This is a genomic window from Sulfitobacter sp. THAF37, assembly GCF_009363555.1.
In the GTDB taxonomy this organism is placed as follows: domain Bacteria; phylum Pseudomonadota; class Alphaproteobacteria; order Rhodobacterales; family Rhodobacteraceae; genus Sulfitobacter.
The window spans coordinates 57,873-76,204 of record NZ_CP045376.1 but is presented as its reverse complement, the minus strand read 5'-3'; the positions used below and the strand labels follow the sequence as shown (position 1 = coordinate 76,204).

The following is an 18,332-nucleotide window of genomic DNA, read 5'->3' as shown; positions in this document are numbered from 1 at the left end:
ATCATCAGATATCGTTGCCGCGGCGGCAGTCAACTTTCCGTCAGCCGCTCAAAAAGGCGCCGCAGGTCAGACGGGGGCAGGCCGATGTGCCGCAGGTAGCCGGTGACGCTGCCATAGTGCGCGTCGATGTGATCGAGCGTCGCGGCGATGGCGGGGGCCGGGCTTTCCAGCAGGCGGGCGTAGCTTTCCACGTCGCCGCCACGGGCGCGGGACAGGTCCAGGAATTCCGCCACCAGGTCGGGGATGAAATCGGCGGTCATCGTGTAGTCGGCGATGATCTGGTCGCGGTGGACATCGGCGATGCCCAGCAGCAGGGCGGCGATGATCCCGGTCCTGTCCTTGCCGGCAGTGCAGTTGAACAGCACCGCGCCCTGCTGCACCTCGGCCATGGCCGACAGGATCTCGCCGATGGCGTCGGCGCGGGTTTCCAGCGCGGTCAGGTAGAATGTCTGCAGCGGATGCGCATCTTCGACGACCGCGTTTGACATCGCCGCGGGCGAGAGATCGTCGAACAGGGGCATGTTGGCGAAATGCACGTCCGGGAAGGCGGCAAAGGGGTTGGGGGCGGTCGTCACTTCGCCTTCGGTGCGCAGGTCGATTACCATGCGCAGCCCCTCGTCGTGCAGGCGGGTGATTTCGGACGGGTCGATCCGGTGCAGGCTGTCGGCGCGCAGGAAGCGGCGCCAGGGGATCGTGCCGCCCGAGGCGGTGGTGTAGCCGCCGAGGTCGCGAATGTTGTAGGCCCCCCGGACCGGCAGATGTCGGGTCATCCGGGTCATGTGAAGGCCAGCAATCTTGCGCGGTCGATCATCCGAAGCTCCCGCGCCTCGGGCGAGAGGGGGACGAAGTTGACCGACAGGCCGGAGGGGCGCCATTGGCAGATGGCCATGCCGGTGCCTTCGACGATGCGCAGGCCGTCCGATGCCAGCAGGTCGATGGTGGAATCCTGACCGTTGGAGATGACGATGGGGATCCCGTGCCAGTGGTTGACCTGGTTGATGTGGATGTGCCCCGAGAGGATTCCGGCGACGTGATGCTCCCTGAGCATTCCGGCCAGCCGTTCGGTGGCGGGCATGTCGATGCTGCCCCAGGGCAGGCCGTCGGCGTCGACACGCGGGGGGTGGTGCATGACGATCAGCCGGGGCAGGTCGGCGTGGCGCGACAGCGCATTGGCCAGGAAGTCGAACTGCGCATCGCAGATGGTTCCGGCCACATGGCCGGGTTTCATGGTGTCCAGCGTGATGACGTGCAAACCGCCATGCACCGCGTCGTGGAAATAGGGCGCGTCGGACTCCGCGTTGCCGATCACCTCGTGAAAGGGCGCGCGTTTGTCATGGTTGCCAAGCGCCATGACGAGCGGCGGTTTCAGCGGGGCTATGATCTCTTTCAGCAGCCGATAGCTGTCCGCGTCGCCCATGTTGGTCAGGTCGCCGCTGGCGACGACGAAATCCGGCTGCCGTTCCATGCCGTTAATGATCTGCACCACCCGCCTGAGCGTCTCTACCGCGCCGGATTTGTCGCTGGGGTCGGGCGAACGGGGGTGAGAGACATGCAGATCGGTCAGATGGATGAAACGGGTCATGTGGATACTCCGGCGGCCTTGAGCAGGGTTTGCGTGTAGCTGTGGGCGGGATGGCGCAGGACACGGGCGGCGGGCCCGGTTTCGATCGGTTTGCCATGCTGCATCACCAGCAGATGATCGCAGATCGAGGCGACGACCGCCAGATCGTGGCTGATGAAAAGAATGCCAAGGCCCAGGTCGTCCTGCAGGTCCATCAGCAGGTTGAGGATCTGCGCCTGCACCGACACGTCGAGGGCCGACACCGCTTCGTCCGCGACCAGCAGGGCAGGGCGGGTGACGATGGCGCGGGCGATGGCGATGCGCTGGCGCTGCCCGCCGGAAAACTCATGCGGGTACTTCGTGCCGTCGCGGGGGTGCAGGCCGACCTGCTCCAGCGCCTCGGCGGTGCGGCGGTCCGTGTCGGCATCGGTGCCGATGGCGCGCAGCGGTTCGGCGATGGACCAGCCCACGGTGCGGCGCGGGTCGAGCGATCCGAACGGGTCCTGATAGACCATCTGGAAATACCGTCGCTGGCGGCGCAGGGCCGTGGCGGACAGGCTGTGCAGGTCTTCGCCCTGAAACAGGATCCTGCCGGCGTCGGGCCGCTCGAACGCCATGACCATGCGGGCGAGGGTCGATTTGCCCGATCCGCTTTCCCCCACGACCCCCAGCGTTTCGCCCGCGCGGATGGCAAAGCTGATGTCATCCACCGCCGTCAGCACCGGCGCGCCGCCCAGCAGGGAGGTGCGTGGCAGTTTGTAGCGCCGGGTCAGGTTGCGCGCGTCGAGAAGGGGGGCGGTCATGTGGTCCCTTCCGTCAGCAGATGGCAGCAGGCGCTGCGGCCCGCGCTCAGATCGGTCCGACCGGGGCGGGCGCTGGCGCAGCGCGCGATCTCGACCGGGCAGCGCCCTGAAAAGCGGCAGCCCTGCGGCAGGTCCTGCAGACCGGGCACGGTGCCGGGGATGGTCGGCAGGCGGGGCCGCGGCTGCCCCGGCACGCGGGCCTGTGCGACCGGATCGGGCCGCGCCGCCAGCAGGCCTCGGGTGTAGGGATGCGCGGGGTCCGACAGGACCGCGTCGGTGGGTCCGCGTTCCACCATGTCGCCGCCGTACATGACCACGATGTCGCGGGTCGCCCGGGCCACGGCGGCAAGGTCATGGGTGATGAAGACCAGTGCCATGTCCCGCTGTTCGGCAAGCCTGACGAGCAGGTCGGTGATGCGCAGCGCGATGTTCGCGTCCAGCGCCGTCGTCGGTTCGTCCGCGATCAGCAGCGCGGGGTCGCAGGCAAGCGCCAGCGCGATCAGCACCCGCTGCCGTTGACCGCCACTGAGTTCGTGCGGGAACTGGCGCATCCGGGCGGCGGGGTCGGGGATGCCGACCTCTTCGAACAGGGCCAGCACGCGGTCATGCGCGGCATGGCGGCTGAGACCTTCATGAACCCTGATCGGCTCTGCCACCGTATCGCCCACCCGCACCAGCGGGTTCAGCGCCGCCATCGGTTCCTGAAAGATCATCGCGACGCGCCTTGCCCGCAGGCTCTGCCAGGCGGTTTCGCTGGCATGGGTCATGTCCTGCCCGTCGATGCGCAGCGTTCCGCTGAGCTGCGCGCCGCCGGGCGCCATGCCCATCAGGCAGAGCGCCAGCATGGTCTTGCCCGACCCGCTTTCGCCGACGATCCCCAGCCTGTCACCGGGCCGGATCGTCAGGCTGGCGCGCCGCAGGGCGGTGGCGGACCCGAAGCCGACAGAGAGGTTATCGAGCTCGAACATCTACCGCTCCCGCGCCAGCCGGGGGTCTGTCATGTCGCGCAGCCCGTCACCCAGCAGGCCAAAGCCCAGCACGGCAGTGACGATGCACAGGCCCGGATAGATCGCCAGCTGCGGGGCGAGATACATCAGCGTCTGCGCCTCTGACAGCATGCGTCCCCAGCTGGATGCGGGGGGTTGCGCGCCCAGCCCGAGGTAGGACAGCGCCGCCTCGGCCAGGATGGCGACGGCGAATTCGATGGTGGCCTGCACGATGATCGCGGCGGCGATGTTGGGCAGGATGTGGTCGCGGCTGATGGCAAAGCGGTTCATCCCCGCCGCCCGCGCCGCCGACACGTAATCGAGCGTCCAGACCTGGTTGGCCGATCCGCGCGCCACACGGGCAAAGACCGGGATGTTGATAAAGGCAATGGCCAGCACCGCATTGGTCAGCGAGGGGCCAAAGACCGCCGCCAGCATGATCGCGAACAGCAGCGCCGGAAAGGCAAAGCCCAGGTCGGCCAGCCGCATCACGCCGTCTTCCACCCAGCCGCCGATGGCCGAGGCCAGCAGCCCCAGCGCCACGCCGACCGACCCGCCCAGCAGCACCGCGATCAACGCCACCGCCATCGAATTGCGCGCCGCCGCCATCAGCTGGCTGACCACGTCGCGGCCCAGCTGATCGGTGCCCAGCCAATGCAGGGCTGAGGGTTCCGCGAACTTGTCGCGGATGTTCATCGCGGTTGCGTCATGCGGGGTCCAGACCAGCGAAAGCGCGGCGGTGCCCACGACCAGCGCGACCAGCACCGCGCCGATGATGAAGTTGGCGGGCAGGCGGCGTCGGGTCATGCGCGGGCCTTCAGCCGGGGGTCGATCACGACATAGAGCAGATCGACCACGAAATTCGCGGTGACGACGATGGCGGCGAACAGCATCACCAGCGCCTGCACCGTGGGCAGGTCACGGTTCGAGATCGACTGGAAGATCAGCCGCCCCAGGCCCGGCAGGTAGAACACGTTCTCGATGACGATGGTGCCGGTGACAAGGGCGGCGAACTGCATGCCGACGATGGTGACGATGGGCACCAGCGCATTGGGCAGCACATGCCGCCACAACACCCGGCGGCGCGACAGCCCGCTGGCCCGGGCGGTGCGGACGAAATCCTGCCGCATGACCTCCAGCGCGGAGGACCGCGTGACGCGGGCCAGCACCGCCGATTGCACCAGCGCCAGCGCGATGGTGGGCAGGATCAGCGACCGGGCCGCCGCGACCGGATCGGACCAGCCCGCGAAACCACCCGGCGGCAGCCAGCGCAGTTTGACGGCAAAGAGCAGAACCAGCAGCATCGACAGCCAGAAGGCCGGCACGGCGATCCCGAGCTGGCTGAGGAACATCACCCCCCAGTCGCCGACCCGGCGGTGCCGGGCGGCGGCGCCGATGCCCAGCGTCAGGGCGAGGACGAGCGTTGCGATCATCCCGGCCACCGCCAGTGCAACCGTCATGCCCAGCCGTTCGGCGATCAGCTCGGAGACCGGCACGCGGAACGAATGGCTGATGCCGAAATCACCCTGCAGCGCGTTCCAGACCCAGGAAAAATAGCGCGTGAGGACCGGTTCGTTCAGGCCCAGCTGCTCGCGCAGGGCGGCCAGCGCGTCATCGGTGGCGTCCAGCCCCAGAATGGTCAGCGCCGGGTCGCCCGGCAGCACGTTCATGACGGCAAAGACCACGACGGAAACCGCCAGCAGCGTCACGATGAAGCCGGCGGTCCGGCGGAGCAGGAAATACCACATTGAGCAGGTGCATCATCCGGGCGGGCGCGGCGGCGCGGACCGATTGCCGCGCCGCCGGTTGCGTCAGCCCGCGTTGCTGACGCCCTTGAGCGGCATGTAGAGCACGGGCTGGGAAGACCAGTAGCCGTCGACCCCGGTGCGGAACACGCCCAGAAGCGGCAGCTGGAACAGAAAGGCATGCACCGACTGGTCGGCCAGATATTCCTGCCCCTGTTTCAGCAGTTCGTTGCGCTTGTCGGCGTCGGCCTCGGTTTCGATCTGTTCCCACAGGGCGGTGAAGTCGGCGTCGTCGTAGCCGTAGAAATAATCGGGCCCGCGCGCGAAGTTGCCCATGTCATTGGGCGAGGTGTGGGCGATGATCGTCATGTCATAGTTTTTCTGCTTGTAGACCTCGTCGATCCAGAAACCCCATTCCACGTTCTCGACCTTGGCGTCGATGCCGGCGTTGGACAGTTCCTGCTGGATGATCTCGGCCGAGCGCATGGCGTAGGGGAAGGGCGGCACCCGCAGGGTCATGGTGGTGCCTTCGACGCCCGCCTCGGCGAACATCTGTTTGGCCTTTTCGGTGTCGTGCGGGTATTTGCCGGTCAGGTCCACATAGGCCGCGCCGTGCGGCGGGTAGAAGCTGCCGATGGGCACGGCCTGGCCGTACATCGCGCCTTCGATGATCTCGTCCCGGTCGATGGCGGTGGCCACGGCGCGGCGCACCTCGATGTTGTCGAAAGGCGCCTTGGCGTTGTTCATCGCTAGGATCACCTCGCCCTCGGTCGAGCCGACATTGACGCGAAAGCGCGGATCCGCCTCGAACTGCGGCAGCAGTTCGGGGGCGGGGAAGCCGGGGAAGGCGTCCAGTTCTTCGGCCATCATCGCGGCGGTCGCGGCGGCGGGGTCCGAGATGAAGCGGAACTCCACCTTGTCCAGCGCCACGCTGTCCGCATCGCGGTAGTCCTCGTTCTTGACCAGCGTCAGACGATCGCCGCGCGTCCAGCTGTCCATCTTGAAGGGGCCGGTGCCGACGGGATCGGTGTTGTTGGTGTCCGCAGATTCAGGGGCGACGATAGAACTGTCGCCCTGTCCCATGTTGAACAGGAAGAAGGCGTCCTTGTTCTTCAGCTTGATCTCGACAGTCTGCGGGTCAATCGCGGTGACGGAGGCGATGGGTTTGAAGATGTCCTTGGACGGGTTCACGCTGTCCTCGGCCATGGCACGGTCGAAGGAGAACACCACATCTTCGGCGTCAAAGTCGGTGCCGTCGTGAAATTTCACGCCCGAGGCGAGGGTGAAGGTATAGGTCAGCCCGTCGTCCGACACGGTCCAGTCGGTGGCAAGGTTGGGGCCGACTTCGCCGTTCTCGGCCACGATGGTCAGCGATTCATAGACGTTCATCGTCAGCATGCCGTCGATGGCGGCGGTGGCGTCCGCCGTCGGATCGAGCGACGTGGGTTCCTGTTGCAGCCCGACCCGCAGCGTATCTGCCAGGGCAGACAATGGCGCGGTGGCCAGTCCCGCAGTCAGGGCGAGAACGGAAAGGGCGGTGATCTTTGATAAGCCAGGCATCTGCAGAACTCCTTGCTGGATGTGGGGCAGGGCGGCAGCCCCGATCCGCTTCAGTTTGCGCGGGTCGGCATTCTGGGTCAATGCATATGCATACGAGGTCATCAAAACATCGCAAAGCTGCAATCGGGCTGTCGCGATCAGCTGAGCCGGCTTTTCAGAAGGTCGCCCGTGCGCGCGAGGATCGGGTAGCCCACCATCGAGAAGGAGGTGTTGATCTGCTTGAGCGAACGCAGTGTTTCCTGGTGGATGCTGCTGGTCTCGATGCTTTCGGTCAGCCCTTCGCGCAGACGGCCCAGGTGGTTGCGTTGCAGTTTCTGTTCCACCGCGCGGACCTTTTCCTTGGCTTCGACAAGGTCGCGCGCCTCTGCCGGGTTCTGGTTCATCATCACGTTGAGCGCCAGGTGTACGTTGCCTTGAACCCGGTCGAGAAAATCGCCGATCTCGCGGCGGCCGACCTCGGAAAAGGCAAAGCCTTCGCTGTCGCGGCGCTTGGCAAGGGTCAGCAGGCTGCGCACGATGGTGTCGGAGGCGGCCTCGAACGCGGTGGAAATGCCCGCCAGTTCCATCGACCGCTTGGCCAGATCCTCGTCCAGACCGTCGCGCCCGAGCTGGGCGAGGTAGAGCTTGATCTCGAAGTGGATCTTCTTGACCGTCTTGTCCTGTTCGCGGATCGCGGTGGCGGCGGTGGCATCCCATTGGTCATAGAGCGGGCCTGTGGCGTTCAGCATCCCCTCGATCTTTTGGCCCATGCGCAGCAGTTCCCGCGCGGCGGAATCGAGCCCGCGGCCGGGGCGGTTCATCGCATGGGGGTCGAGCGCACTGATTTCGGCCAGGGTGGTGGCGTTGCTGTCCGGGGCGCTTGTCACCACCTTGGCGGCGAGCGCGGAAAACGGGTGGATCAGCCCCAGCGCGGCAAGCGCCAGGGCCGCGTTGAACGCCAGGTGCAGGTTGATCGCCTGGCGGCTGGCGTCCGCCCCGAGGTAATCCAGCAGGTCGGGCCGCTGGGCCAGCACAAGCAGCAGCACGGCCGCGCCGCCGCCGCGCAGCAGCAGATTGGCGCAGATCATCTGCCGCGCTGAGGCGGGCGAGGCGAGTGTCAGCACATAGGCGATAAAGGCGCCGCCCAGGTTCGCCCCCAGCACCATCGCCGCCGCCCCTTCGACGGGCAGGAGGGATTGCGCGGCGAGGGTCACAAACAGCAGGACCGCCGCGACGCTGGAATGCACCGCCCAGGCAAAGAGCGCGCCCACCGCGAAGGCGGTGAAGATGTCGCGCCCGAGATAGGCCATGACCGCCTGAGTGCCGGCGCTGTCGACCATCGGTGCCGTGGCGTCCCGGATCATGTCGAGGGACGCAAAGATCAGCGCGAGCCCGATCAGGATGCGCCCGGTCTGACGCAGGGTGCCGGACTGCCCGCGCAGGAACAGCACCACGCCGGCCAGCAGCAGCAGCGGCACCAGAAAATCCTGCGGGATCAGCAGAATCTGCGAGACGACGGCGGAGCCCACGTCCGCCCCCAGCAGGATCGCCAGCCCAATCGCGGGCGCGAGGCTGCCCTTGGCCACGAAGTTCGCGACCAGCACCGCGACGGCGGTGGAGCTTTGCAGGAACATCGCGGCAAGGGTGCCGGTGCCCGCTGCCAATACCCGGTTGCCCGAGGCGTGGCGCAGGGATTGGCGCAACTGGGTGGCAAAGGCCCGCTCGACCCCGGTCCGCACCAGCCGCACCGACCAGATCAGCAGCGCGGCGGCACCGGCGATGTGCAGCAGAAAGGGCAGAAGGGCAGGTTCTTGCAAGGGTATTCTTTCGTCGATGGGGTCCGAAGGGTTGTCCGGAAGTGGTATGTAACAGGTTTGTAACGATAGGCCAGATGTCCCCGCAGGCGACGGAGTTCCGTCCGCCGACCGCTGGCAGTCGGGACGCGGAAAATCGCGCGGCACTCCGGGGCGCGTCATAATACCGTTACGAAACAGGCAGATACCGCGCCAGGTGTGAGACTTGAAACATATATTGCCAGCGCGGGCATTGACCTACTACGCTGGCGGCGACAATCCAGAGGGGGAGAAGCCAAATGAAGATGCGACATACGATGATGGCCAGTATTGCGGCCATGATGGCGGCGGCACCTGCCGTGGCCCAGACCGAGATCGAGTTCTGGCATGCCTTTACCGGCCGCCTGGGCGAGCTGGTGGCGGAGCAGGTCGAAACCTTCAACGGATCGCAGTCCGACTACGTGGTCACCGCGACTCACAAGGGCAACTATTCCGAGACGCTGAACGCGGGCATCGCGGCCTTCCGCGCGGGCGAACAGCCGGACATCCTGATGGTGTTCGAGGTTGGTACCGCAACGATGATGGCCGCCGAGGGCGCGATCAAACCGGTCTACGAGGTGATGGTCGACGCGGGTGCCGATTTCGATCCGGATGCCTTCATCGGGTCGGTCAAGGGCTATTACACCACCGCCGACGGTCAGATGCTGTCGATGCCGTTCAACTCGTCCACGCCCGTTCTGTGGGTGAACCGCGATGCGCTGGAAGCGGCGGACATCGACCCCGACGTGGATCTGACGACCTGGGAACAGGTGGGCGAGGTGCTGGACACGCTCAAGGCGTCGGGCAACGACTGCCCCCTGGTCACAGCCTGGCAAAGCTGGATCCACCTTGAGAACCTCAGCGCCTATCACAACGTGCCCTTCGCCTCCGAGGCCAACGGCTTTGGCGGGGTGGGTACCGAACTGGAGCTGAATGGCCCGGTACAGGCCAAGCACATCGAGACGATGGGCCAGTGGGCGGAGGACGGCAAGTTCATCTACACCGGCCGCCGCAACGAGGGCGGCGCGAACTTCCGCAGCGGGGAATGCGCGCTCTTTACCGAAAGCTCTGCCGGATATGCCGGGATCAAGTCCGAAGCGACCTTTGATTTCGATGTGCGGCCGCTGCCGTACTGGTCGGACGTCGAAGGCGCTCCGCAGAACACGATCATTGGCGGCGCGTCGCTTTGGGTGATGGCCGGCCAGTCGGACGCGGAGTACGAGGGCGTGGCGGCGTTCCTGAACTTCCTGTCATCGCCTGAAATTCAGGCCAAGTGGCACCAGGACACCGGCTATCTGCCGATCACCCAGGCGGCTGCTGACCTGACGCGCGAACAGGGCTTCTACGAAGAGAACCCCGGCACCGACATCGCGGTGAAGCAGATGACAGCCAAGGAGCCGACGGAGAATTCCAAGGGTCTGCGGCTGGGGTCTTTCGACCAGATCCGCGGCATCATCGACGAGGAACTGGAAGCGGTCTGGGCCGGTGACAAGGATGCGCAGGCGGCGCTGGACAGCGCGAAGCAGCGCGGCGACGAGCTGCTGCGCCGCTTTGAGCAGGCGAACCGCTGAAGCGGGCGGGAAGGGGCCTCAGGGCTCCTTCCCGGTCAGCCGTGCGAGCATGTGTTGCAGATGATCCTGCCCACCGTGAAAGATCGCTTCGATCTGGATGATCTGGCGCACCTTGTCGAGGGTGAACCAGTAGATTGTTCGCTCGATGGTAAGGTGGCGGTATGTGTGATTATTGTTGAGGATGCGGCCGCCACGTTCCGGTGCGACCGCGATCCGTTGGCGGTTCTGGACAATGGAATTGATGCGCCCGCTTGCAAGAGAGATTGCGGATGCGGTGTCATGGCCAAAATCGAGATGCGACTGGACCAAATGATCGAATATGAGTGCGATATCGTTCTCGGCAGATGGACGAAACTCAACCGTCCAGGCCATATGTCTGCCTTTTCCGAGCAAGCATTGCAGCCACGCGGTTTTCGAACTCCTCACCTGAAATGGTTGGCTCGTTTGCGCGCTTGTCGAGCATCTGGAAGAAGCCCGATTTCCACGCCTCGTATTCTTCGTCTTCGCGGCGCTTGGCCTCAAGCGCCTGCTGGATCACGGCGGAGGTGGACGAAAACCGGCCCTCGGCCACTTGCTTGCGGGCGTATTCGGCCTGCTGATCCGAAATGGAGACTGAAATCTTGACGGTCATGGCGGAACTCCTTTGCGTTAAGGTGCTACCCAGTCGCACCGGAGTCAAGTGATGGAAAAGCGCGTCACCTTCAAAGGCATCTGGCTGCCGCTGCTGCTGGTCCTGCCGCAGATGATCATCACGGCGGTTTTCTTCTTCTACCCGGCGGGGCAGGCGGTCTGGCAATCGCTGTTCATCCCGGATCCCTTTGGCCTGTCCATGCAATACGTGGGCCTTGGCAATTTCGAATACCTGCTGGGCAATTCCTATTACCGCGCCAGTTTCGTCACCACCGCGATCTTTTCCATCGCCGTCACCGTGGTGTCGATGGGCGTGGCGCTCTACCTTGCGGTGCTGGCGGACCGGCTGATCAAGGGCTCTGGCGTGTACCGGACGCTGTTGATCTGGCCCTATGCGGTGGCGCCCGCCGTGGCCGGGGTTCTGTGGCTGTTCATGTTCAATACGCGGGTGGGCGTGGTGACATGGTACCTCGGCATGATGGGCTATGACTGGAACCACGTGCTGAACGGGGACGAGGCGATGACCCTTGTCGTCATCGCCTCCGCCTGGGGGCGGATCAGCTACAACTTCCTGTTCTTCCTGGCGGGGCTGCAGGCAATTCCGCGCAGCGTGATCGAGGCGGCGGCGATTGATGGCGCGCGGTTCTGGACCCGGTTTCGCACCATCGTCTGGCCGCTGCTGTCGCCGACGACGTTCTTCCTGCTGGTGGTGAACATCGTCTATGCCTTCTTCGAGACCTTCGGCGTGATCCATACGATCACCAGCGGCGGGCCGCAGCAATCGACCACGATCCTGGTCTACAAGGTCTACAAGGACGGCTTTGTGGGGCAGGACCTTGGATCGTCGGCGGCGCAATCGGTGATCCTGCTGCTGATCGTCGGGGCGTTGACCATCGTACAGTTCAAATTCATCGAACGACGGGTGCATTACTGATGGCGGGCATGGTCGAGAAACGCGGTTTCGGGCATTGGATGACCCACCTGGGGCTGATCATCGGGCTGTTGTTCATCTTTTTCCCGATCTGGCTGGCCTTCGTCGCCTCGACAGTGTCGCAACCCGAGATCGTGAAGCCGCCCATGCCGTTGCTGCCGGGCGACCAGTTCTTTGAAAACTACCGCAAGGCGCTGGTGTCCGGCATCAATGCGCCGGTGGCGCTCATGATGCTGAATTCGCTGGTCATGGCGCTGGGGATCACCATTGGCAAGATCGTGATCTCGCTGCTGTCGGCCTTCGCGATTGTATATTTCAAGTTTCCGGGGCGGCGCCTGTTCTTCTGGCTGATCTTCCTGACGCTGATGCTGCCGGTCGAAGTGCGCATCGTGCCGACCTACGAGGTCGTGGCGAACTTCGGCATGCTGAACAGCTATTCCGGGCTGATCTTTCCGCTGATCGCCAGCGCCACGGCGACCTTCCTGTTCCGGCAATTCTTCATGACCGTGCCGGACGAACTGGCCGAGGCGGCGCGCGTGGACGGGGCGAAACCGATGCGGTTCTTCTGGGACATCCTGCTGCCGATGAGCCGCACGAACATCGCGGCGCTGTTCGTGATCCTGTTCATCTATGGCTGGAACCAGTACCTCTGGCCGCTGCTGATCACGACCGATCCGTCGATGAACACCATCGTCATGGGCATCAAGCAGATGTTCCCCAGCGGCGACGACATCGCCGATTGGCCGGTGATCATGGCAACTTCCATCCTGGCGATGATCCCGCCGGTCATCGTGGTGATCAGCATGCAAAAGCTGTTCATCCGCGGCCTCGTAGACAGTGAGAAATAGGAAATGGCGACAGTCAGCCTGGACGGCATCAAGAAGACATTCGGCAAGACCGAGGTGATCCACGGGATCGACATGGAGATCGAGGATGGCGAGTTCATCGTGATCGTCGGGCCGTCGGGCTGCGGCAAGTCCACCCTGTTGCGCATGGTGGCGGGGCTGGAGACCGTGACCGAGGGCGAGGTGCGGATCGGTGGCGCGCGGGTGAACGAACGCGAGCCGATGGAGCGGGACATCGCGATGGTTTTCCAGAACTACGCGCTTTATCCGCATATGTCGGTCTTCGACAACATGGCCTATGGGCTGAAGATCGCGGGCACCCCCAAGGCCGAGATTGCCGAGCGCGTGAACGAGGCGGCGGCGCTGTTGCAGCTGGGCGATTACCTGAAACGGCGGCCGCGCGAATTGTCCGGCGGGCAGCGCCAGCGCGTGGCCATGGGCCGCGCCATCGTGCGCAAGCCCTCGGCGTTTCTGTTCGACGAACCGTTGTCGAACCTGGACGCCAAGCTGCGGGTGCAGATGCGGCTGGAGATCAAGCAGTTGCAGCGGCGGCTGGGGGTCACGTCGCTGTATGTGACGCATGATCAGGTAGAGGCGATGACGCTGGCCGACCGGATGATCGTGATGAACGCGGGCCGCGCGGACCAGATCGGCGCGCCGCTGGAGGTCTATGCGAACCCGCAGACCGAATTTGTCGCCGGTTTCATCGGCTCGCCGCCGATGAATTTCCTGCGTGCCGGTCTGGCGACGGATGCGCCGGAGGGGGCAAGGACGCTGGGCGTCCGGCCGGAGAACATGGTGCTGGCGGGGCAGGGGACCCCGGCGACCGCGATCTACAACGAGGCATTGGGGGCGGAGACGCTGGTGCATGTGGACCTGGCCGACGGGACCCGCGCCACCGTCCGGCAGGACGCGACCGTGCCCTTGCCCGAAGAAGGCGCCGCCGTGCACCTGAACTGGAAGGATGCGGATCGGATATTCTTTGACTCGGACGGCAGACGGTGCTGATCTGGCCGGATGGGGACCGGTCCTGCTGTCATGTCGCTGTCACATCAGCGCACTACGACGCGGGACGCCGGGTGCGGCCTGCCCGCACTGGCACAATTTGGAGAAGAAACATGAAAACCATTCTGACAACCGTTGCTGCCGTTGCGCTGTGCTCGACCGCGCAGGCGGACACGCTGCGGCTTTTGACCTGGGGCGGCTATGCGCCCGAGAACGTGATCGAGATGTTCGAGGCCGAGACCGGCCATACCGTTGAAGTCACCAAGTCGAACAACGAGGAAATGATCGCCAAGCTGCGCGCGACCAATGGCGGCGGCTTTGACCTGGCGCAACCCAGCCAGGACCGCATCGCGGGTCCGCAGGCCGAATTCGGCATCTACAAGCCGCTGGACATGTCCAAGATCGACGAGAGCCTGTTCATCCCCTCCATGCTGGAGGCGACCAAGGGCAACACCACCGTGGGCGGCGACGTCTATGGCGTGCCGCACGTCTGGGGCACATCGGGTCTGGTGGTGAACACGGCCGAAGCGGGTGACGTCAAGGACTACACCGATCTGTGCAACGAAGACGTATCGGGCAAGGTGTCCTACCGGCTGAAGCGTCCGACGCTGATCGGCTTTGCCTATGCCATGGGTCTCGACCCGTTTGCGGCCTACGGCGACGAAGCGGCCTACAAGGACATTCTCGATCAGGTCGAAGCCAAGCTGGTGGACTGCAAGCCCAACGTCAAAACCTACTGGGACGGCGGGGACGAGCTGAAGAACCTGCTGCGGTCGGGTGAGGTCGTGGCGTCGATGGCGTGGGACACCGGCGGCTGGCAGCTGAACGACGACAATCAGGACATCACCTTTGTCGCGCCCGCATCCGGGGCGCTGGGATGGATCGACACCTTCGTTCTGCCCTCGCGCGGCCGCGCGGACGATGCCGCCTATGACTGGATCAACTTCGTCATGAAACCCGAAATCGCGGCGATGATCACGGCCTCTGCCGGCAACTTCACCGCGTCCAAGGGCGGCGATGCGAATGTCGATGATGCGCTGAAGGCCAAGTATCAGGCCAGCTTCCCGCAGGAAGCCATCGACAACATCAAGTGGTATCCGCCGGTGCCCGCCGGGCTGGAGGCGCTGGAAGGTGCCGCGCTGGACCGGATCAACGCGGCCAACTGATCCGCGCTGAAGTGATGCAGGGAAGCGCGGCACCCGCGCTTCCCACTTTTGTTGAAGGCCCCCCGCATGAGTGCAACACCCGACCTCGAATGTCGCGACATCTCGAAGAGCTTCGATGATTTCAAGGCTGTCGACCACGTGAGTTTCAGTGTCCCGCAGGGCAAGTTCTTTTCCATCCTGGGGCCGTCGGGCTGTGGCAAGACGACCCTGTTGCGGATGATCGCAGGGTTCCAGAAACCGTCGAGCGGGGATCTGTTGATCAAGGGGCGGTCGGTGGTGGACGTGCCGCCGAACAAGCGGCCCGTGTCGATGGTGTTTCAGCACCTGGCCCTCTTCCCGATGATGAACATCGGGGCCAATGTCGGCTTTGGCCTGCGCCAGCGCGGGGTGAACAAGACGGATGTGAGGAAACAGGTCGAGCGGGTGCTGGAGCGTGTGGGGCTGGCCGGTGTCGCCGACCGGGCGGTCAGTTCGCTATCGGGCGGCCAGAAACAGCGCGTGGCCATCGCCCGCTGCATGGTGCTGGAACCGGATGTGCTGTTGCTGGACGAACCCTTGGGCGCGCTGGACCTGAAGCTGCGCGAACATATGAAGATCGAACTGAAACAGCTTCAGTCGGAATTCAACACCACGTTCGTTTACATCACGCACGACCAGTCCGAGGCGCTGGTGATGTCCGACCAGATCGCGGTGATGAACCACGGTGTCTTTGAACAGGTGGGCACGGCGAAAGAGCTGTATTACGAACCAAAGACCGCCTTTGTCGCCGGGTTCGTGGGCGAGGCGAACCGCATCGCGGCCACCGTCGAGGACGCGGGCGCGGGACTGCTGACCCTGAGGACGGAGGCAGGACAGCCCCTGCGTGGCGTGGCGGCGGCAGGGGGGCTGGCGCGTGGCGATCGGGCGGAGGTCTTTGTCCGGCCCGAGGCCGTGCGCCTGTCGCGGACCGCTGGAGAGATGGACGGCAACACCGGCGCGGGGACGGTGCAGAACGTGCTGTTCAATGGCGCCAATTCCCATGTGCTTTTGCGCGACGGGCAAAGCGGGGCGGAGATCACCGTCGCGCTGCCGCAGACGGGCGAGTTCCGCGATCTGAACAAGGGCGATACGCTGCACTACCGCTGGGATCCGGACCAGACGCGGGTCTATGCCCGTGGCTGACCGGTCAAAGCCGACATTCTATCTATTGCTGGCGCCGCTGTTGCTGTGGCTGGTGACGCTGATCATCCTGCCGCATGTGGGGATGTTCATCGTATCGCTGCGCGAAAAGGTCGGCGTGCGGGAATATGAAACCAGCTTTGCCAACTACGCGGTGTTCTTCAACGAGCCGCTTTACTGGAACACTTTCGCGCGCACCGCCTATATGTCCATCGCGGCGACGGTGCTGACGCTGCTGATCGGCTTTCCCATCGCCTATTACATCGCCAAGCTGACCCGCGGGCGCAGCAAGACGACGCTGTTCCTGATGTGCCTGATCCCGTTCTGGGTCAGCGAGCTGGTGCGCACCTTCGGCTGGATGATCCTGCTGCGCGAGACGGGCATCTTTTCCAACCTGCTGCAATACGTGGGGCTGGCCGATGCCCCGGTCGAGATGCTGTACAATGACGCCGCGATCATGGTGGGGCTTGTCTATACCTCGATGCTGTTCATGGTGGTGCCCCTGGTCACGACGCTGGACAGCCTGGACGACAGCCTGATCGAAGCGGGCTATGACCTGGGTGCCAGCGGCGTCGCCATCCTGCGCGAGATCGTGATCCCCCATGCCATGCCGGGCATCGTGTCGGGCTGCATCGTGGTGTTCATGCTGAGCCTTGGCAACTACCTGACGCCGATCCTGCTGGGTGGCAAGGACAGCCTGTGGTTCACCGGGCTGATCTACAGCCAGTTCATCACGCGCTTCAACTGGGAGCTGGGGTCGGCCTTTGGCTTCCTGCTGCTGGCCCTGTCTTCGGTCATCGTTTTCCTGGGGCTGAAGCTAACCCGCCAATCGCTGGGAAAAACCATGGGGCAGGCATGATCACAGGCATCCCCCAGAGCGGCGCGTTCAAGTGGACCTACCGGGCCTATGTGGCGCTGTTCTTTCTGTTTCTGGCGCTTCCGCTGGTCACTGTCTGCGTCTTTGCCTTCAACGATTCGGTCTTTCCCTCGCTCCCGTGGGAGGGGTTCACCTGGGCCTGGTTCTTTGGTGATGAGGCGCCCTATATCGGGGTCTTTCACGAACGGCCGATCCTGCGGTCCATCGTGACGTCGGGCATCGTCGCCTTCTGGGTGGCGTTGCTTTCGGTGGCTGTGGGCACCTGCAATGCGTTCCTGTTCGTGCGGCACGATTTTCCGGGCAAGGGTATTCTCTATATCCTGATGCTGCTGCCGCTGATCATACCCGGCATCATCCTGGGGATTTCGATCCTGGTGTTTTCCTCGTCTGTCGCGAACACGCTGGAGGATGCGACGGGCCTGTGGTTCGACGGGTTGCGGCCCGGTCTGATCCTGGTGGTGCTGGGGCAGTTTTCCTTCATCACGACGTTTGCGACTCTGGTCATCTCGGCCCGGTTGCAAAAGTTCGATCCGGCGCTGGAGGAGGCGGCGTTGAACCTGGGCGCGACCCGCTGGGGTGCCGTGCGGGCGATCACGCTGCCGTTCCTTTACCCCGCGATGGGGGCCGCGGCGGTGGTGGCGGTTCTGATGAGTTTCGAGAACTTCAACACGACGCTGATGCTGGTGGGGTCGGACGCGCCGCTGACGATTACCATGTTCGACCGGCTCAAGCTGGGGTCGACCCCGGTGCTGAACGCGGTGTCCCTGCTGCTGATCGTGCTGTCCGCGGTGCTGGGACTGGTGTCGCTGCTGATGCAACGGCGCGGGGATTAGCGGCAGTCAGACCGGCGTCGGCATATCCGTGTCGCGACCGTAGATGCATCTGTACCAGAGCGTTGTCAGCACCTCGGTCACATGTTCCTGTGTCTGGCCCAGCTCGCGGATGGAGGGCGGCGGGTCGATATAGGTCATCTTCAGCGCCTCGTCCGCCATCAGGATGACAAAGCGCAAGGCAAGCAGCGCCTTGCTTTCATCGACGTCGAGGAACCAGCAGTCCGGCTCGCGCCTGCGAATGTCGCGCAGCAGGATGATGGCCCAGCGGTGGTTGATGGCATCTCGTGACGCGACGAGGTCGGGCCGGTCGTTGAACAGGGCGCTGTTGCCGGCCAGCAGGCGGGCGTTGCTGGCATAGAAGGCCACGTAGAAACGGTTCATCCGGTAGATGGCGTCGCGTCGCGACAAGCTGCCTGCCCCGCGCGGGCGAAGCTTGCGCAGGGTTGCGGTAAAGCTGCGGCGCACGGCGACCGCTGCCTCCGCGCGGTTCGGAAAGTAGAGATAGAATGTCCCCCGCGCCAGCCCGGCGCGCTTCACGATCCCCTCGATGGTCAGCTTGGAATAACCGTTTTCCTCCAGCTCGTGCGCGGTGGCTGCCAGCAATGCCAGGCGGGTGCGCTGCCGTTTCGGCCGGTCGCGCGCGTTTTCGGCGCGCGCATCAAGGATCTCGATCAGGCTGGGGGCTTCGACAGGTTCCATCGACGCCTTATCCGACAGCGGATGGTCCGTTTCAAGAACGATAAACTTATCCATTGACTCACCAAAAACTGACGGTAGTGTCATAAATGACATTAGTGTCATATTAACCCGAGAGAGTTGCAATAGAAATGGCAAATGCAGGCCCCCGCTT

Annotated in this window: 19 protein-coding genes; 8 read left to right on the top strand and 11 right to left on the bottom strand. The window is 64.4% G+C overall.

The window, feature by feature from the left end; all coding sequences use genetic code 11:
- Positions 1 to 29: 29 nt before the first annotated feature.
- The 8 genes from FIU94_RS19730 to FIU94_RS19695 all read right to left on the bottom strand — a co-directional run bounded on the left by FIU94_RS19730 (position 30) and on the right by FIU94_RS19695 (position 8,451).
- Positions 30 to 770 (bottom strand): tyrosine-protein phosphatase, encoded by a 741-nt coding sequence (locus tag FIU94_RS19730; RefSeq protein ID WP_216643275.1) that lies wholly within the window; start codon positions 768 to 770, stop codon positions 30 to 32.
- A gap of 5 nt (positions 771 to 775) precedes the next feature.
- Complete coding sequence (locus FIU94_RS19725; RefSeq protein ID WP_152467518.1) at positions 776 to 1,582, bottom strand: metallophosphoesterase; 807 nt, start codon at positions 1,580 to 1,582, stop codon at positions 776 to 778.
- Positions 1,579 to 2,364, bottom strand: a complete 786-nt coding sequence (locus FIU94_RS19720) for an ATP-binding cassette domain-containing protein (RefSeq protein WP_152467517.1) — start codon at positions 2,362 to 2,364, stop codon at positions 1,579 to 1,581. Before FIU94_RS19720 ends, FIU94_RS19725 begins: the two co-directional genes overlap by 4 nt.
- Complete coding sequence (locus FIU94_RS19715) at positions 2,361 to 3,332, bottom strand: ABC transporter ATP-binding protein (protein ID WP_152467516.1); 972 nt, start codon at positions 3,330 to 3,332, stop codon at positions 2,361 to 2,363. Before FIU94_RS19715 ends, FIU94_RS19720 begins: the two co-directional genes overlap by 4 nt.
- Positions 3,333 to 4,157, bottom strand: a complete 825-nt coding sequence (locus FIU94_RS19710) for an ABC transporter permease (RefSeq protein WP_152467515.1) — start codon at positions 4,155 to 4,157, stop codon at positions 3,333 to 3,335. It lies immediately after the preceding gene.
- Positions 4,154 to 5,098 (bottom strand): ABC transporter permease, encoded by a 945-nt coding sequence (locus FIU94_RS19705; RefSeq protein WP_152467514.1) that lies wholly within the window; start codon positions 5,096 to 5,098, stop codon positions 4,154 to 4,156. The genes FIU94_RS19710 and FIU94_RS19705 overlap by 4 nt, the downstream gene beginning before the upstream one ends.
- 63 nt (positions 5,099 to 5,161) lie before the next feature.
- Entirely contained in the window at positions 5,162 to 6,655 is a 1,494-nt protein-coding gene (locus FIU94_RS19700) for an ABC transporter substrate-binding protein (RefSeq protein ID WP_152467513.1), read from the bottom strand.
- A 137-nt stretch (positions 6,656 to 6,792) separates the two neighbouring features.
- Positions 6,793 to 8,451: a Na/Pi cotransporter family protein gene (locus FIU94_RS19695; RefSeq protein WP_172975975.1), complete on the bottom strand. Its 1,659-nt coding sequence runs from the start codon at positions 8,449 to 8,451 to the stop codon at positions 6,793 to 6,795.
- A gap of 281 nt (positions 8,452 to 8,732) precedes the next feature.
- Here FIU94_RS19695 and ugpB point away from each other — a divergent pair, with 281 nt between their 5' ends.
- Positions 8,733 to 10,037, top strand: a complete 1,305-nt coding sequence (ugpB, locus tag FIU94_RS19690) for a sn-glycerol-3-phosphate ABC transporter substrate-binding protein UgpB (RefSeq protein WP_152467543.1) — start codon at positions 8,733 to 8,735, stop codon at positions 10,035 to 10,037.
- Between the two features lie 18 nt (positions 10,038 to 10,055).
- Here the strand turns inward: ugpB and FIU94_RS19685 are convergent, their stop codons facing one another.
- A complete protein-coding gene (locus FIU94_RS19685; protein WP_152467511.1) occupies positions 10,056 to 10,409 on the bottom strand; it encodes a type II toxin-antitoxin system RelE/ParE family toxin in 354 nt (117 codons plus the stop codon).
- Positions 10,393 to 10,668 carry a hypothetical protein gene (locus FIU94_RS19680; protein WP_152467510.1) on the bottom strand — a complete coding sequence of 92 codons (276 nt, stop codon included), beginning with the start codon at positions 10,666 to 10,668 and terminating at the stop codon, positions 10,393 to 10,395. Before FIU94_RS19680 ends, FIU94_RS19685 begins: the two co-directional genes overlap by 17 nt.
- 51 nt (positions 10,669 to 10,719) lie before the next feature.
- Here FIU94_RS19680 and ugpA point away from each other — a divergent pair, with 51 nt between their 5' ends.
- The 7 genes from ugpA (at position 10,720) to FIU94_RS19645 (ending at position 17,482) form a co-directional block, all read left to right on the top strand.
- Complete coding sequence (gene ugpA, locus FIU94_RS19675) at positions 10,720 to 11,601, top strand: sn-glycerol-3-phosphate ABC transporter permease UgpA (RefSeq protein ID WP_152467509.1); 882 nt, start codon at positions 10,720 to 10,722, stop codon at positions 11,599 to 11,601.
- Positions 11,602 to 11,609: 8 nt separating this feature from the next.
- Positions 11,610 to 12,446, top strand: coding sequence for a sn-glycerol-3-phosphate ABC transporter permease UgpE (ugpE, locus tag FIU94_RS19670; protein ID WP_152467508.1), 837 nt, complete (start codon positions 11,610 to 11,612; stop codon positions 12,444 to 12,446).
- Positions 12,447 to 12,449: 3 nt separating this feature from the next.
- A complete protein-coding gene (ugpC, locus tag FIU94_RS19665; protein ID WP_152467507.1) occupies positions 12,450 to 13,451 on the top strand; it encodes a sn-glycerol-3-phosphate ABC transporter ATP-binding protein UgpC in 1,002 nt (333 codons plus the stop codon).
- Between the two features lie 110 nt (positions 13,452 to 13,561).
- Positions 13,562 to 14,614, top strand: coding sequence for an extracellular solute-binding protein (locus FIU94_RS19660; RefSeq protein WP_152467506.1), 1,053 nt, complete (start codon positions 13,562 to 13,564; stop codon positions 14,612 to 14,614).
- A 66-nt stretch (positions 14,615 to 14,680) separates the two neighbouring features.
- Positions 14,681 to 15,775 carry an ABC transporter ATP-binding protein gene (locus FIU94_RS19655; protein ID WP_152467505.1) on the top strand — a complete coding sequence of 365 codons (1,095 nt, stop codon included), beginning with the start codon at positions 14,681 to 14,683 and terminating at the stop codon, positions 15,773 to 15,775.
- Positions 15,762 to 16,631, top strand: coding sequence for an ABC transporter permease (locus tag FIU94_RS19650; RefSeq protein ID WP_152467504.1), 870 nt, complete (start codon positions 15,762 to 15,764; stop codon positions 16,629 to 16,631). The genes FIU94_RS19655 and FIU94_RS19650 overlap by 14 nt, the downstream gene beginning before the upstream one ends.
- A complete protein-coding gene (locus FIU94_RS19645) occupies positions 16,628 to 17,482 on the top strand; it encodes an ABC transporter permease (RefSeq protein ID WP_152467503.1) in 855 nt (284 codons plus the stop codon). Before FIU94_RS19650 ends, FIU94_RS19645 begins: the two co-directional genes overlap by 4 nt.
- A 6-nt stretch (positions 17,483 to 17,488) precedes the next feature.
- On the opposite strand, the gene FIU94_RS19640 is transcribed toward FIU94_RS19645, so the two are convergent.
- Complete coding sequence (locus FIU94_RS19640; protein ID WP_172975974.1) at positions 17,489 to 18,235, bottom strand: TetR/AcrR family transcriptional regulator; 747 nt, start codon at positions 18,233 to 18,235, stop codon at positions 17,489 to 17,491.
- Positions 18,236 to 18,332 lie beyond the last annotated feature (97 nt).

Excerpts from the sequence above, each read along its gene's own strand:
- FIU94_RS19650 (WP_152467504.1), top strand. The coding sequence starts at position 15,762 with ATGCCCGTGGCTGACCGGTCAAAGCCGACATTCTATCTATTGCTGGCG.
- FIU94_RS19715 (WP_152467516.1), bottom strand. The coding sequence starts at position 3,332 with ATGTTCGAGCTCGATAACCTCTCTGTCGGCTTCGGGTCCGCCACCGCC.
- ugpB (WP_152467543.1), top strand. The coding sequence starts at position 8,733 with ATGCGACATACGATGATGGCCAGTATTGCGGCCATGATGGCGGCGGCA.
- FIU94_RS19655 (WP_152467505.1), top strand. The coding sequence starts at position 14,681 with ATGAGTGCAACACCCGACCTCGAATGTCGCGACATCTCGAAGAGCTTC.
- FIU94_RS19720 (WP_152467517.1), bottom strand. The coding sequence starts at position 2,364 with ATGACCGCCCCCCTTCTCGACGCGCGCAACCTGACCCGGCGCTACAAA.
- FIU94_RS19660 (WP_152467506.1), top strand. The coding sequence starts at position 13,562 with ATGAAAACCATTCTGACAACCGTTGCTGCCGTTGCGCTGTGCTCGACC.
- FIU94_RS19700 (WP_152467513.1), bottom strand. The coding sequence starts at position 6,655 with ATGCCTGGCTTATCAAAGATCACCGCCCTTTCCGTTCTCGCCCTGACT.
- FIU94_RS19705 (WP_152467514.1), bottom strand. The coding sequence starts at position 5,098 with ATGTGGTATTTCCTGCTCCGCCGGACCGCCGGCTTCATCGTGACGCTG.
- ugpC (WP_152467507.1), top strand. The coding sequence starts at position 12,450 with ATGGCGACAGTCAGCCTGGACGGCATCAAGAAGACATTCGGCAAGACC.
- FIU94_RS19710 (WP_152467515.1), bottom strand. The coding sequence starts at position 4,157 with ATGACCCGACGCCGCCTGCCCGCCAACTTCATCATCGGCGCGGTGCTG.
- FIU94_RS19640 (WP_172975974.1), bottom strand. The coding sequence starts at position 18,235 with ATGGATAAGTTTATCGTTCTTGAAACGGACCATCCGCTGTCGGATAAG.
- ugpE (WP_152467508.1), top strand. The coding sequence starts at position 11,610 with ATGGTCGAGAAACGCGGTTTCGGGCATTGGATGACCCACCTGGGGCTG.
- FIU94_RS19645 (WP_152467503.1), top strand. The coding sequence starts at position 16,628 with ATGATCACAGGCATCCCCCAGAGCGGCGCGTTCAAGTGGACCTACCGG.
- FIU94_RS19680 (WP_152467510.1), bottom strand. The coding sequence starts at position 10,668 with ATGACCGTCAAGATTTCAGTCTCCATTTCGGATCAGCAGGCCGAATAC.
- FIU94_RS19730 (WP_216643275.1), bottom strand. The coding sequence starts at position 770 with ATGACCCGACATCTGCCGGTCCGGGGGGCCTACAACATTCGCGACCTC.
- FIU94_RS19725 (WP_152467518.1), bottom strand. The coding sequence starts at position 1,582 with ATGACCCGTTTCATCCATCTGACCGATCTGCATGTCTCTCACCCCCGT.
- ugpA (WP_152467509.1), top strand. The coding sequence starts at position 10,720 with ATGGAAAAGCGCGTCACCTTCAAAGGCATCTGGCTGCCGCTGCTGCTG.
- FIU94_RS19685 (WP_152467511.1), bottom strand. The coding sequence starts at position 10,409 with ATGGCCTGGACGGTTGAGTTTCGTCCATCTGCCGAGAACGATATCGCA.